At 54.7% G+C, this 12,809-nt stretch carries 14 protein-coding genes and 1 tRNA gene; 14 read left to right on the top strand and 1 reads right to left on the bottom strand.

Going from position 1 to position 12,809, the window contains the following annotated elements; genetic code table 11:
* Positions 1-171: 171 nt before the first annotated feature.
* Complete coding sequence (locus B2T33_RS04000; RefSeq protein ID WP_286791213.1) at positions 172-852, top strand: hypothetical protein; 681 nt, start codon at positions 172-174, stop codon at positions 850-852.
* Positions 853-972: 120 nt separating this feature from the next.
* Here B2T33_RS04000 and fliG read toward each other — a convergent pair whose 3' ends face one another.
* On the bottom strand, positions 973-1,992 hold the full coding sequence (gene fliG, locus B2T33_RS04005) for a flagellar motor switch protein FliG (RefSeq protein ID WP_008891232.1): 1,020 nt from the start codon (positions 1,990-1,992) through the stop codon (positions 973-975).
* A gap of 311 nt (positions 1,993-2,303) precedes the next feature.
* On the opposite strand from fliG, the gene B2T33_RS04010 reads away from it, so the two are divergent.
* The 13 genes from B2T33_RS04010 to B2T33_RS04070 all read left to right on the top strand — a co-directional run.
* Positions 2,304-2,380 (top strand) — tRNA-Asp (locus tag B2T33_RS04010).
* A 285-nt stretch (positions 2,381-2,665) separates the two neighbouring features.
* Complete coding sequence (locus B2T33_RS04015) at positions 2,666-3,031, top strand: NADH-quinone oxidoreductase subunit A (protein ID WP_008891231.1); 366 nt, start codon at positions 2,666-2,668, stop codon at positions 3,029-3,031.
* A complete protein-coding gene (locus B2T33_RS04020; protein WP_040823994.1) occupies positions 3,022-3,564 on the top strand; it encodes a NuoB/complex I 20 kDa subunit family protein in 543 nt (180 codons plus the stop codon). Before B2T33_RS04015 ends, B2T33_RS04020 begins: the two co-directional genes overlap by 10 nt.
* A gap of 19 nt (positions 3,565-3,583) precedes the next feature.
* Positions 3,584-4,213, top strand: coding sequence for an NADH-quinone oxidoreductase subunit C (locus tag B2T33_RS04025; RefSeq protein ID WP_008891229.1), 630 nt, complete (start codon positions 3,584-3,586; stop codon positions 4,211-4,213).
* Positions 4,213-5,391, top strand: a complete 1,179-nt coding sequence (locus B2T33_RS04030) for an NADH-quinone oxidoreductase subunit D (RefSeq protein ID WP_064781505.1) — start codon at positions 4,213-4,215, stop codon at positions 5,389-5,391. Before B2T33_RS04025 ends, B2T33_RS04030 begins: the two co-directional genes overlap by 1 nt.
* Positions 5,388-6,050, top strand: a complete 663-nt coding sequence (gene nuoE / locus B2T33_RS04035) for an NADH-quinone oxidoreductase subunit NuoE (protein ID WP_286791214.1) — start codon at positions 5,388-5,390, stop codon at positions 6,048-6,050. Before B2T33_RS04030 ends, nuoE begins: the two co-directional genes overlap by 4 nt.
* Before the next feature lies 1 nt (position 6,051).
* Positions 6,052-7,332: an NADH-quinone oxidoreductase subunit NuoF gene (nuoF, locus tag B2T33_RS04040; RefSeq protein ID WP_008891226.1), complete on the top strand. Its 1,281-nt coding sequence runs from the start codon at positions 6,052-6,054 to the stop codon at positions 7,330-7,332.
* A gap of 27 nt (positions 7,333-7,359) precedes the next feature.
* Positions 7,360-9,420, top strand: coding sequence for an NADH-quinone oxidoreductase subunit NuoG (gene nuoG / locus B2T33_RS04045; RefSeq protein WP_286791215.1), 2,061 nt, complete (start codon positions 7,360-7,362; stop codon positions 9,418-9,420).
* An 87-nt stretch (positions 9,421-9,507) separates the two neighbouring features.
* Positions 9,508-10,521, top strand: coding sequence for an NADH-quinone oxidoreductase subunit NuoH (gene nuoH, locus B2T33_RS04050; RefSeq protein ID WP_008891224.1), 1,014 nt, complete (start codon positions 9,508-9,510; stop codon positions 10,519-10,521).
* A 31-nt stretch (positions 10,522-10,552) separates the two neighbouring features.
* Entirely contained in the window at positions 10,553-11,041 is a 489-nt protein-coding gene (gene nuoI, locus B2T33_RS04055) for an NADH-quinone oxidoreductase subunit NuoI (RefSeq protein WP_008891223.1), read from the top strand.
* Positions 11,042-11,124: 83 nt separating this feature from the next.
* A complete protein-coding gene (locus B2T33_RS04060; protein ID WP_008891222.1) occupies positions 11,125-11,733 on the top strand; it encodes an NADH-quinone oxidoreductase subunit J in 609 nt (202 codons plus the stop codon).
* A complete protein-coding gene (gene nuoK / locus B2T33_RS04065; protein ID WP_007089416.1) occupies positions 11,733-12,041 on the top strand; it encodes an NADH-quinone oxidoreductase subunit NuoK in 309 nt (102 codons plus the stop codon). The genes B2T33_RS04060 and nuoK overlap by 1 nt, the downstream gene beginning before the upstream one ends.
* Positions 12,042-12,048: 7 nt before the next feature.
* The coding region (locus tag B2T33_RS04070; RefSeq protein WP_286791219.1) for a proton-conducting transporter membrane subunit at positions 12,049-12,809 on the top strand (761 nt) is incomplete at its 3' end.

Raw genomic sequence — 12,809 nt, forward strand, 5'->3', positions numbered from 1 at the left:
CAGCCCTAAAGGCTGCCTTTTTTCGTTTCCGGATTTTGCGTATCCCGACGCCTTGTAAGCAGTTGCTTTGCTTCCCCATATCGTCCTTCGGACAGGGGCTTGTATAAGTTGACGCTTGGTCGGCAGACAGGCACTGTTGATGCCATGGTCAAGAGAATCGGAACCTTCAAGATGAACAGTAATCCGGCCCGCCATCCGTCTGGCCCTGAGCGTATTAGCCTTGTCGTAATGCCAAAGCGTTTCGCGCGTCAAACATGGTCGATATGCCGACAGGTTCTGATCGTTCTGTGCCTGCCGGTAATGCTTGCCAGCTGCTATCTGCCGGAGGCCTTCACCATTGATCTGTCCATGGAGCGTAATGGCGATTACCGGCTGAGCTACCGTGGTTTGCTGGTGCAGCCAAACATTACCCAAGGCCTTCTGGATAAAAGCCTGGATGCGGAGGGTGAAAAGGAAAAGGTCGCCAAGGTTCTGGCAGATCTCAAGCGCGATTCGGCTGTAAGACAGCTGACCTATACCGGGCGCGGTGTGTTTAACATGGTCTATGAAAAGCGCGGCAACATCATGCGCGAAAAAAGCTTCGTCTTTGTTCGTCGGCAATCGCGCATACTGGAAATGTTCTTTAATTCCGAACGAAACACCGTTGAAATTCGGGGCGGTTTTGTGCCTGATCAGTATCAGGACCGCCTGACAGCCCTCGGCTACCAGATGACTGGCAAGATCGAGGTCCGCACGACCGCAGGTGTTCGGAGCCACAACGCGGCAGAGTTCCGTGAAATCAACGGTCAGAACCGCCTGCGCTGGGAAATTCAGTCGATCTCTGATCCGGTTCCTAACGTCATTCTCGGCTAGGGCAGGGTAGCTAAGCTTAACGTGGGGTACTTCCCCATCTGATCGCGCCTGACGAACGAAAAAAGGGACAGCATTGGCTGTTCCTTTGGTGTTTGTGCAGTTGCGGTATTTTGTCTGGGTCTAGAAGACCATTTCGTCTTCGGCACCGCCTTCGGAAATGACGATCTGGCCCTGTGCGGCCAATTCCTTGGCCAGCTGGACGATCATCATCTGCGACTCTTCGACGTCTGACAGACGGACCGGTCCAAGCGCGTCCATATCTTCCTTCATCATCTTGCCGGCACGTTCGGACATATTCTTGAAGAACAGGTCGCGCATCTGATCGGTCGAGCCTTTCAGCGCCAGGGCAAGTTTGTCCTTTTCGACCTGACGCAGCAGGGTCTGAACGCCGTTGTTGTCAAGCCGCGCAAGGTCTTCGAAGGTGAACATAAGCGCCTTGATCTTCTCGGCCGAATCACGGTTGCGCTCTTCAAGCGCAGTAAGAAAACGGTCCTGACTTTGGCGGTCAAGGCTGTTGAAGATATCCGCCATCAGTTCGTGGTTATCACCACGCGAACCGCGCGCAAGGTTCGACATGAACTCGGTGCGCAGCGTCTTTTCAATGTTATCGAGGACTTCTTTCTGAACCGCTTCCATGCGCAACATACGCATGATGACTTCCATCGAGAAGTTTTCCGGCAAAAGAGACAGAACCGACGCAGAATGTGCGGGTTTGAGTTTGGACAGAACCACACCGACGGTCTGCGGATATTCGTTTTTAAGGTAGTTCGCCAGAACCGCTTCGTTCACGTTGTTCAGTTTGTCCCACATGGTACGACCCGCAGGACCGCGGATCTCTTCCATGATGCCGTTCACACGGTCTTCTGGCAGAACCTTGGAAAGCAGGCGTTCGGTGGTATCAAACGAACCGACCAGTGACCCGGTTGAAGAAAGCTGGTCAGCGAATTCGACAAAAAGGCGCTCAACGATATTAGAGTTGATCGTACCCAGGCTCGACATGGTTTGGGAAATCTCTTTGATTTCCTCGTCATCCATCATGCTGAACATCTTGGTTGCGTGCTCTTCCCCAAGAGCAAGCATGAGAATCGCTGCCTTTTCAGGTCCGGCCAGTGATCTGTATTCTTCTTTTACGCGCCCCACGGGTGGTCTTCTCCGTCGTAATGACTCTGTTCGGGGTGGAACCTGACGCCCGAACCTGCCTCTATCGCACCGTAAGATAGGGGTTATTTGTCAACAATTCTATAAAAGCCGACACCCCTTTGCAAAGCCCCATCGGTATAAAGCGCCCTAAATGTACAAAATTGATTAATGCCGTACAATTTCGGGGGCAAATTACCCCGCAAAGGGTGATGTTTGCGGGCGCAATTGTCGAATGGGTTGAAATCGTTGCTAGCTGCTTGACTTGGTTTGGGGGGTGGTCTAACAAAGGCGCGCCGATTGATGGTCATTTTGCGGGCGTAGCTCAGTTGGTTAGAGCGCCGGCCTGTCACGCCGGAGGCCGCGAGTTCAAGTCTCGTCGCTCGCGCCATGATCCATCATCTGTTGTCTTTTTTTGGGGCGAATTGTCTTTTCCGCGGTCGCCTTTTCTTGTGTTGCTAATGCTGCTTCGCACGATTGGGTCTTGATCATCTCGACGTCCAGCCCGATATCGGACGATAGTAAACGGTAAAAAGATTAGAAAGTTTCCGGTCTTAGAGCATGTTCAACGTGCTTGGGGACTGGAACTTGTGCGGTGCATACGTTATGGTGCGCCGTAATTGGCCAGGTGGGGACCTGGTCGGGTCAAAAGGCCTGTTCTTGAGAGGTCAGAGAGATGCAAGAGCTTCTTTCGGAATATCTTCCGATCCTGGTGTTCATCGGGATCGCCGTCGGTCTTTCGGCGGTAATCGTCATCGCGTCGCTGGTTCTTGCCAAGCAGGCACCGGATGTTGAGAAATTGTCCGCGTACGAATGCGGGTTTGCGCCGTTCGAAGACGCGCGCATCAAGTTCGACGTTCGGTTCTATCTGGTCGCAATCTTGTTCATTATTTTCGACCTCGAAGTCGCCTTCCTGTTCCCGTGGGCTGTAACCCTCGGTGATATCGGAACATTCGGCTTTGTATCGATGGTGATCTTCCTGGCTGTTTTGACGGTCGGCTTTATCTACGAATGGAAGAAGGGAGCTTTGGAATGGGAGTGAGCACCAACTCAGGCGCACCCCTGGCACCCGGTTCGGATCAGGATGCAATGCTTAAGGGCGTGTTTGACGAGATGAACGACAAGGGCTTTGTCCTTGCCAATCTCGATAAACTCGCAAGCTGGGCAAGCACCGGTTCCTTGTGGCCGATGACTTTCGGTCTGGCCTGCTGTGCTGTTGAGATGATGCATTCGGCGGCGTCGCGTTATGACCTTGACCGTTATGGTCTGGTTTTCCGCCCAAGCCCGCGTCAGTCGGACGTGATGATCGTTGCTGGTACCCTGACCAACAAAATGGCCCCGGCACTGCGTAAGGTCTATGACCAGATGGCAGAGCCGCGCTGGGTTATTTCGATGGGCTCGTGCGCCAATGGCGGCGGTTACTATCACTATTCTTATTCGGTGGTACGCGGTTGTGATCGCGTTGTGCCGGTGGACGTATACGTTCCCGGGTGCCCGCCGACAGCCGAAGCGCTGATTTATGGCGTGATGCAGCTGCAAAAGAAAATCCGCCGTACCGGTGTCCTGACACGCTGATCCGTAATAGGGGGCTTGCATGAGCGAACTGCTCAGCGATAACAGCGCTGCTTTGAAAGATCTGAAAGATCTGGTGGCGTCACAGCTGGCCAACGAAATTCTCGAAAGCGAGATTCGTTACGGCGAGCTGACCATCGTCGCCAAGCGCGATGATATCCTTAAAGTTCTGACCTTCCTTCGGGATGATACCGGCTGCTTGTTCAAGCAGCTGATTGATGTTTGTGGTGCAGACTACCCGGAACGTATTGAGCGTTTCGACGTTGTCTATCACCTGCTGTCTCTCAAGCATAACCTGCGCATTCGTGTGAAGGTCCGTACTGACGAAGATACCCCGGTACCAAGCTGTGTTTCGCTGTTCAGCGCCGCCGACTGGTTCGAGCGCGAAGCGTGGGACATGTACGGTATCTTCTTCGCCGGTCATCCGGATCCCCGCCGTATTCTGACCGATTACGGTTTTGAAGGTCATCCGCTGCGCAAGGACTTCCCGCTGACCGGGTATGTCGAAGTGCGTTATGACGACGAACAGAAGCGTGTTGTCTACGAGCCGGTCAAACTGGTTCAGGATTTCCGTAATTTCGATTTCGAAAGCCCATGGGAAGGCATCCAGCATGTTCTTCCGGGTGATGAAAAGGCGGAGGGCAACGCCTGATGTCCGAACAAAAAATCAAAAACATGACCATGAACTTCGGCCCGCAGCACCCTGCGGCGCACGGCGTTCTGCGTTTGGTTCTGGAAATGGACGGCGAAGTCGTCGAACGTTCCGACCCGCATATTGGTCTTCTGCACCGTGGTACGGAAAAGCTGATCGAATATAAGACCTATATTCAGGCGACCCCGTATTTCGACCGTCTCGACTATGTCGCACCGATGAACCAGGAACATGCATATTGCCTGGCCATCGAAAAGCTGATGGGCGTCGAAGTGCCCAAGCGTGCGCAGTATATCCGTGTTCTTTATGCGGAAATCGGTCGTATTCTGAACCACATTCTGAACCTGACCGCGTTCGCACTGGACGTTGGCGCGATGACCCCGCTTCTGTGGGGCTTTGAAGAACGTGAAAAGCTCATGGAATTCTATGAGCGCGCCTGTGGCGCCCGTCTTCACGCCAACTACTTCCGTCCGGGTGGCGTTGCTGCCGATCTTCCGGCAGGCTTGCTTGATGATATCGACGCATGGGCAGACCAGTACGAAATCTTTATGAAAGACTTCGACCGCGTCCTGACCGGCAACCGTATCTTCAAACAGCGTACGGTCGATATCGGTATCGTCAGTGCCGAAGAGGCCCTTGATTGGGGCTTCACCGGTCCGAACATCCGTGCATCGGGTCTGGCGTGGGATCTGCGTAAATCGCAGCCCTATGACTCGTACGAAGAATTCGACTTCGACATTCCTGTCGGCAAGAACGGCGATTGCTATGACCGCTTCCTTGTCCGTTTCGAGGAAATGTGGCAGTCGCTGAAAATCATCAAACAGGCCATCAAAAATATGCCGGATGGTCCTGTTATTGTTGAAAACAACAAAGTGGCACCGCCGTCGCGCGCCGAAATGAAGCGTTCGATGGAAGCCCTTATTCACCACTTCAAACTCTTCACCGAAGGTTTCCACGTACCGGCCGGCGAATGCTATGCCGCGGTCGAGGCACCGAAAGGCGAGTTTGGTGTGTATCTTGTTTCGGATGGCTCGAACCGTCCGTATCGCTGCAAAATCCGCGCCCCGGGGTTCCCGCACCTCCAAGGCATCGACTTCATGTCAAAAGGCCACATGCTGGCCGACGTCGTTGCCAATATCGGGTCGCTAGATATCGTGTTCGGTGAGATTGACCGATGAGCCATTTGAGAAGACCAGCTCCGAAAGAGCTTCAGCCGACCAGCTTTGCTTTCACGCCTGAAAATCAGGAAAAAGCAAAGAAGATCATCGCCAAGTATCCGGAAGGCCGCCAGCAGAGCGCGGTCATGCCGCTGCTTGATCTGGCACAGCGTCAGACCGAAGGTAACTGGGTTCCGACTGTCGCAATGGATTACATTGCCGACATGCTCGAAATGCCGGCCATTCGCGTCTACGAGGTCGCAACCTTCTATACGATGTATAACCTTGCCCCGGTGGGTAAGAACTTCATCCAGGTTTGCACCACGACGCCGTGCTGGCTTCGCGGGTCTGCCGACGTTGTCGATACCTGCAAAAAGGAACTCGGCATCGGCGTTGGTGAAACCACCGAAGACGGTCAGTTCACCATGATCGAAGTCGAATGCCTTGGTGCGTGTGTGAACGCACCGATGATGCAGATCAACGACGATTATTACGAAGACCTGACGCCGGAAACGACCAAGGCCATCCTCGATGCCCTCAAAAAGGGCGAGAAGCCGAAAGCCGGTCCGCAGAGCGGCCGCAAAGGGTGCGAGCCGATCGATGGTCCGAAGGTTCTGAAGGCATTCTGTAGCTGCGGCGCAGCCCCGCAGGATGCTGATGCAAGCGAAGGGGACGCCTGATATGCTGCAGGATAAGGATCGTATCTTTACCAACCTGTATGGTTTCCAGGATTTCGGCCTTAAAGGCGCGCAGTCCCGTGGCAACTGGGATGGTACCAAGGCATTGATCGAAAAAGGCCGCGACTGGATCATCGATGAGATGAAAGCATCCGGTATGCGTGGTCGTGGGGGCGCAGGCTTCCCGACCGGCCTCAAATGGTCCTTCATGCCCAAGGAATCTGATGGTCGTCCGAGCTACCTGGTTGTGAACGCCGACGAAGGCGAGCCGGGGACCTGTAAAGACCGCGAAATCATGCGCAATGATCCGCACACTCTGGTCGAAGGTTGCCTTCTGGCCAGCTTCGCGATGAATGCGCATGCGGCCTATATTTATATCCGTGGTGAGTTCTATCACGAGGCATCCAACCTCCAGCGCGCGATTGACGAGGCTTATGAAGCCGGTCTGATCGGTAAAAACGCCTGTGGTTCGGGTTGGGACTTTGACCTTTACCTGCATCTCGGTGCCGGTGCTTACATCTGTGGCGAAGAAACCGCCCTGATCGAAAGCCTTGAAGGTAAAAAAGGCCAGCCGCGCCTGAAACCGCCATTCCCGGCGAACGCAGGCCTTTATGGTTGCCCGACCACGGTTAACAACGTCGAATCGATTGCTGCTGTTCCGACCATTCTGCGTCGTGGTGGTTCGTGGTTCGCCGGTTTTGGTCGCGAAAACAACCACGGGACCAAGCTGTTTGCCATTTCCGGTCACGTCGAAAAGCCTTGCACTGTCGAAGAAGCCATGAGCATCCCGCTCAAGGAACTGATCGAAAAGCATTGCGGCGGCGTTCGTGGCGGCTGGGACAACCTTCTTGCGGTTATTCCGGGCGGTTCATCTGTTCCGCTGATGCCAAAAGACGTCTGTGATGACGTTCTGATGGACTTTGACGGTCTGCGTGAAGTCGGCTCCGGTCTTGGTACCGCGGCTGTGATCGTCATGGACAAGTCGACTGACATTGTCTACGCGATCGCGCGTCTGTCGGAATTCTACAAGCATGAAAGCTGTGGTCAGTGCACGCCGTGCCGTGAAGGTACCGGCTGGATGATGCGCATGATGACGCGCATGGTTCGCGGCGAAGCCACGCTCGATGAGATTGATCTGTTGTGGGATGTGACCAAACAGGTCGAAGGCCACACCATTTGTGCGCTTGGCGATGCTGCTGCATGGCCGATTCAGGGCCTTATCCGTCACTTCCGTCCCGAAATGGAACGTCGGATCAAGGAATATCGCGCACGGATCGCGGCCTGAGAGAGGCCTGTTGAGAGGGATTGAGACATGCCGAAACTAACAGTTGACGGTATTGAAGTTGAAGTAGAAGCCGGGGCGACAGTCCTTCAGGCCTGTGAAGAGGCCGGTAAGGAAATCCCACGTTTCTGCTATCACGAACGCCTGTCAATCGCCGGCAACTGCCGTATGTGTCTGGTGGAAATGGAACGTGCGCCGAAACCGGTCGCATCCTGCGCCATGCCTGCGGCAGATGGAATGGTGATCAAAACCGATTCCGACCTTGTGAAAAAGGCACGCAACGGCGTAATGGAATTCCTGCTGATCAACCATCCGCTGGATTGCCCGATTTGTGACCAGGGTGGTGAATGTGATCTTCAGGACCAGGCCATGGCCTATGGTTTTGACTCTTCACGTTACGCCGAGAAAAAACGTGCGGTAAAGGACAAGGAACTGGGCCCGATCGTCAAAACGATCATGACCCGTTGCATCCACTGCACCCGTTGCGTTCGCTTCTCCGAGGAAGTCGCCGGTGTCGGCACCATGGGTGCTGTTTACCGTGGCGAGGACACCGAAGTCGGACCGTATATCGAAGCCTCCATCAATTCCGAGCTTTCAGGCAACCTGGTTGACCTGTGCCCGGTCGGTGCGCTGACCTCCAAGCCGTATGCGTTTACTGCGCGTCCGTGGGAGCTCAAGAAAACCGATAGCGTCGATGTCATGGACGCGGTTGGCTCGAACATTCGTATCGATGCCCGTACCGGCGAAGTGATGCGCGTTCTGCCGCGCACCAACGAAGATATCAACGAAGAATGGATTTCGGACAAAACCCGTTACGCCATTGATGGCCTGAAACGTCAGCGCCTTGACCGTCCGTATGTTCGCAAGGATGGCAAGCTGCAGCCGGCAAGCTGGGACGAAGCATTTGCTGCGATCAAGGCAAAGGTTTCCGGTCTGGATGGCAAGAAAATTGCCGCTCTTGCGGGTGACACGGTCGATTGTGAATCGATGACCGCGCTGAAAGACCTGATGGGTAAACTTGGTTCGCCGAACCTTGATTGCCGTCAGGACGGATCGAAGATTGGTGGCCCGCGTGCCTCCTATATCTTCAACAGCACGATTGCCGGTATTGACGAGGCAGATGCCTGCCTGATCGTTGGTGCCAATGTTCGTGCCGAAGCGCCGATCATCAATTCCCGTCTGCGCAAACGCTGGCGCACGACTGCTGGCGATTTCAAAGTTGGCATCATTGGTGAAAAGTGGGATCCGACCTACAAGAACGATTATCTTGGTGCCGGTCCGGAAACCCTCCAGGAAATCCTGGATGGCAAGAACGAGTTCGCCAAGGTTCTCAAGGCTTCTGAAAAGCCGATGATCATTGTCGGCATGGGCGCGCTGAACCGTGAAGACGGTGACGCGGTTCTTGCTGCCACCCGCGCCATTGCCGAGAAATACGGCATGGTTTCCGGTGAATGGAACGGCTTTAACGTTCTGCACACCGCGGCATCGCGTGTTGGCGGTCTTGATCTCGGCTTCGTGCCGGGTGAGGGCGGTCTGGCAACCAATGACATTCTCAATGGTGCTGCCAAAGGCGATATCGAGGTTGTCTATCTGCTGGGTGCCGACGAAGTCGACATGAGCAAACTGGAAAAGGCATTTGTCATTTACCAGGGTGCGATGGGCGATGCCGGCGCGCAGGCAGCCGACGTGATCCTGCCGGGGGCTGCTTACACCGAAAAGAATGGCACCTATGTCAACACCGAAGGCCGCGCCCAGCAGGGCTGGCGTGCGATCTTCCCGGTTGGTGACGCGCGTGAGGACTGGGCGATTGTTCGTGCACTTTCCGGTGCGCTGGATCTGACCCTGCCATACAACAATATCGATGCCGTTCGCTCGCGTATGGTGGAACTCAGCCCGACCTTTGCGTCGCTGAACGTTCCGACAAAGGCAGAATGGACCGATTTCGGTGTGTCAGGTGACATGAAGTCTGATGGCTTCGTATCGCCGGTTCGCAATTTCTATATGACCGACCCGATCAGCCGTGCTTCGGTGACGATGGCCAAATGTACTGAGGCCTTTGTCAAGGATGCGGCTGCCGAGAAGGTTGCCTGAGTAAGGGGAGCGACGATCTGATCGTCGCTCATCCCGCAAGGGGGTGTCCCAATTTTGGGACGAAACGCAAAAGATACGGTTTGACCGATGGAACTTCTTTGGGACGGATATATTGAACCGCTCGTCTGGATCGTCGCCAAAATTCTGGCGATTGTTCTGCCGTTGCTGGGTGCTGTCGCCTATCTGACCTACGCCGAGCGTAAGGTCATCGGTGCTATTCAGCTCCGTAAGGGCCCGAACGTTGTGGGGCCGTTTGGCCTTCTGCAGCCGCTTGCCGATGGTTTGAAGCTGTTTCTGAAAGAAACAATCATTCCGAGCAGCGCGAACAAGGGCGTGTTCATCATCGCCCCGATGCTGACCTTTATTCTGGCAATCATTGCCTGGGCGGTTATTCCGTTCGACGAGGGCATGGTTCTGGCCGATCTGAATGTCGGTATTCTTTACATCTTCGCGATTTCTTCGCTGGGTGTGTACGGTATCGTGATGGCCGGTTGGGCATCGAACTCCAAATACGCCTTCCTTGGCGCGCTGCGTTCCGGCGCCCAGATGGTTTCGTATGAGATTTCGATTGGCCTGATCATCATCTCGGTTCTGCTGACGACCGGTTCGCTGAACCTCAGCGACATTGTCCGCGGGCAGGTCGGTGGTATCTGGGAGTGGAACTTCGTTTATCACTTCCCGATGTTCATCGTCTTCATCGTATCCATTCTGGCAGAAACCAACCGCGCACCATTTGACCTTCCCGAAGCGGAAGCCGAACTGGTCTCGGGTTATAACGTCGACTATTCGGCAATGACCTTTGCGCTGTTCTTCCTGGGTGAATACGCGAACATGATCCTGATGAGTGGCCTGTGCGCCATTCTGTTCCTGGGTGGCTGGAGCGCGCCGTTGCCGTTCCTCGAATTCATCCCGGGCGCAATCTGGTTCATCATCAAGATCTGCTTCGTTCTGTTCATCTTCCTGTGGGTCCGTGCAACCTTCCCGCGTTACCGTTATGACCAACTGATGCGTCTGGGCTGGAAAATCTTCCTGCCGCTGTCGTTTGCATGGGTCATGCTGGTTGCCACGTTCCTCGTTGTTTTTGACAAGGTCCCGGCCTGATCGCCGCGCATCGGAAAGAGAGAGGTAAACGATGTCATTTATTGATCGGACGGCCCGGAGCTTCCTGCTCGCGGAACTCGTTTCGGGAATGGCGCTCACCTTGAAATACATGTTCAAGCCCAAGGTGACGATCAACTACCCGTACGAAAAAGGTCCGCTGAGCCCGCGTTTCCGTGGCGAACACGCACTGCGCCGTTACCCGAACGGCGAAGAGCGTTGCATCGCCTGCAAACTTTGCGAAGCCATTTGCCCGGCACAGGCCATCACCATTGAGGTCGAGCCGCGCAATGACGGTTCGCGTCGTACCACGCGTTACGACATTGATATGACGAAATGCATCTATTGTGGCTTCTGCGAGGAAGCCTGCCCGGTGGATGCCATCGTCGAAGGTCCGAACTTCGAGTTCGCAACCGAAAACCGCGAGGAGCTGTTCTATGACAAGGACAAACTCCTGGCAAACGGCGAGCGTTGGGAAGCCGAGCTTGCTGCACGATTGGAGGCAGACGCACCTTATCGGTAAGTGTCGCGTCTGATCGTTAGAAAGAGAGTTCATGGGCCGTTGTAAGCCATTGGGGCAGCAACGGTTCGCCAAGGGGGTACCTTATGGTCGTACAGGCTTTGGCTTTTTACCTGTTTGCTACCGTCGCGGTTTTGTCCGCGACTGCGGTTGTGACCGTTCGCAACCCGGTGCATTCGGTACTGTTGCTGATCTTGACATTCTTTAACGCAGCCGGACTTTTCGTCCTGCTGGGTGCCGAGTTTCTCGCCATGCTGCTTGTCGTCGTCTATGTCGGCGCGGTTGCAGTCCTGTTCCTGTTCGTCGTCATGATGCTCGACATTAACTTTGTCGAAATGCGTCAGGGCTTTTTGAACTACCTGCCGATCGGCGTTCTGATTGCGGTTGTTCTGTTTGTCGAACTGGCACTGGTTGGCGCTGGCTGGACCCTTACGGATGAGGCGGTCGCGGTTCTCGCGCAGCCGACACCGGCAGGTCTGACCAACGTCGAAGCACTCGGTCAACTGATCTACACCGATTACGCATACATCTTCCAGGCGGCTGGTCTGGTTCTGCTTGTTGCGATGATTGGCGCAATTGTCCTGACACTGCGTCACCGTGAAGGTGTCCGTCGTCAGAAAATCTCCGAGCAGGTCAAGCGTACCCGCGCTGATACGCTTGAAGTCAAAAAAGTTCCGGTCGGAAGGGGGATCTGATGGAAATCGGTCTTGCACATTATCTGACCGTCGCGGCGATCCTTTTCACACTCGGGATCTTCGGCATCTTCATGAACCGCAAGAACGTCATCATCATCATGATGTCGATCGAGCTGATGCTGCTGGCGGTCAATATCAATCTGGTCGCGTTCTCGTCGTTCCTCGGCGACCTCGTCGGACAGGTATTTACCATCTTCGTTCTGACGGTTGCTGCGGCTGAAGCGGCAATTGGTCTGGCGATCCTGGTCGTCTATTTCCGTAACCGCGGCACCATCGCGGTTGAAGACATCAACATGATGAAGGGGTAAGGCAGATATGTATCCGTTGATTGTATTCCTGCCCCTGATCGCGGCAATCCTTGCCGGGGCCATCACGCTGGTCGGCGCCATGTCGACCGCAAAGGATGCCCCGCATGACAGCCATGGTCATCACCATCATGGTGTGTCCTCGTCTGATCGTCTGGCACAGCTGGTCACCGTTGCCGGTGTCGTGATTGCCTTTGTGATTTCGATCTTTGCCTTTGTCGATGTTGCCCTGGGTGGCAACCCGGTTGTGATTGAACTGTTTACCTGGATTTCCTCGGGCAGCTTTGATGCGTCCTGGTCGCTGCGTATTGATACGCTGACCTGTGTGATGCTGATTGTTGTCACCGGTGTGTCCTCGATGGTTCATATCTATTCCATCGGCTATATGTCGCATGACCCGGACAAGCCGCGCTTCATGGCGTATCTCAGCCTGTTCACCTTTGCGATGCTGATGCTGATTACCGCCGACAACCTGATCCAGCTGTTCTTCGGCTGGGAGGGCGTTGGTCTGGCGTCTTACCTTCTGATCGGCTTCTGGTATTCCAAACCGTCGGCATCGGCTGCTGCGATGAAAGCCTTCATCGTCAACCGTGTCGGTGACTTCGGCTTTGCCCTTGGTATCTTTGCGGTTTATGTCCTGTTCGACAGCGTTCAGTTCGACGTCATCTTTGGCAATGCCGAAGAAGTCGCGGGCACGACCCTGATGTTCCTGGGCCATGAGTTCTCAGCACTCGAGATCACCTGCTTCCTGCTGTTCATCGGTGCGATGGG

The sequence above is a fragment of the Thalassospira sp. UBA4513 genome, from assembly GCF_002388495.1.
GTDB classification, from domain to species: Bacteria; Pseudomonadota; Alphaproteobacteria; order Rhodospirillales; family Thalassospiraceae; genus Thalassospira; species Thalassospira tepidiphila.

Excerpts from the sequence above, each read along its gene's own strand:
- nuoE (WP_286791214.1), top strand. The coding sequence starts at position 5,388 with ATGAGCCATTTGAGAAGACCAGCTCCGAAAGAGCTTCAGCCGACCAGC.
- B2T33_RS04015 (WP_008891231.1), top strand. The coding sequence starts at position 2,666 with ATGCAAGAGCTTCTTTCGGAATATCTTCCGATCCTGGTGTTCATCGGG.
- B2T33_RS04020 (WP_040823994.1), top strand. The coding sequence starts at position 3,022 with ATGGGAGTGAGCACCAACTCAGGCGCACCCCTGGCACCCGGTTCGGAT.
- nuoI (WP_008891223.1), top strand. The coding sequence starts at position 10,553 with ATGTCATTTATTGATCGGACGGCCCGGAGCTTCCTGCTCGCGGAACTC.
- B2T33_RS04000 (WP_286791213.1), top strand. The coding sequence starts at position 172 with ATGAACAGTAATCCGGCCCGCCATCCGTCTGGCCCTGAGCGTATTAGC.
- B2T33_RS04060 (WP_008891222.1), top strand. The coding sequence starts at position 11,125 with ATGGTCGTACAGGCTTTGGCTTTTTACCTGTTTGCTACCGTCGCGGTT.
- B2T33_RS04025 (WP_008891229.1), top strand. The coding sequence starts at position 3,584 with ATGAGCGAACTGCTCAGCGATAACAGCGCTGCTTTGAAAGATCTGAAA.
- nuoK (WP_007089416.1), top strand. The coding sequence starts at position 11,733 with ATGGAAATCGGTCTTGCACATTATCTGACCGTCGCGGCGATCCTTTTC.
- nuoF (WP_008891226.1), top strand. The coding sequence starts at position 6,052 with ATGCTGCAGGATAAGGATCGTATCTTTACCAACCTGTATGGTTTCCAG.
- nuoH (WP_008891224.1), top strand. The coding sequence starts at position 9,508 with ATGGAACTTCTTTGGGACGGATATATTGAACCGCTCGTCTGGATCGTC.
- nuoG (WP_286791215.1), top strand. The coding sequence starts at position 7,360 with ATGCCGAAACTAACAGTTGACGGTATTGAAGTTGAAGTAGAAGCCGGG.
- B2T33_RS04030 (WP_064781505.1), top strand. The coding sequence starts at position 4,213 with ATGTCCGAACAAAAAATCAAAAACATGACCATGAACTTCGGCCCGCAG.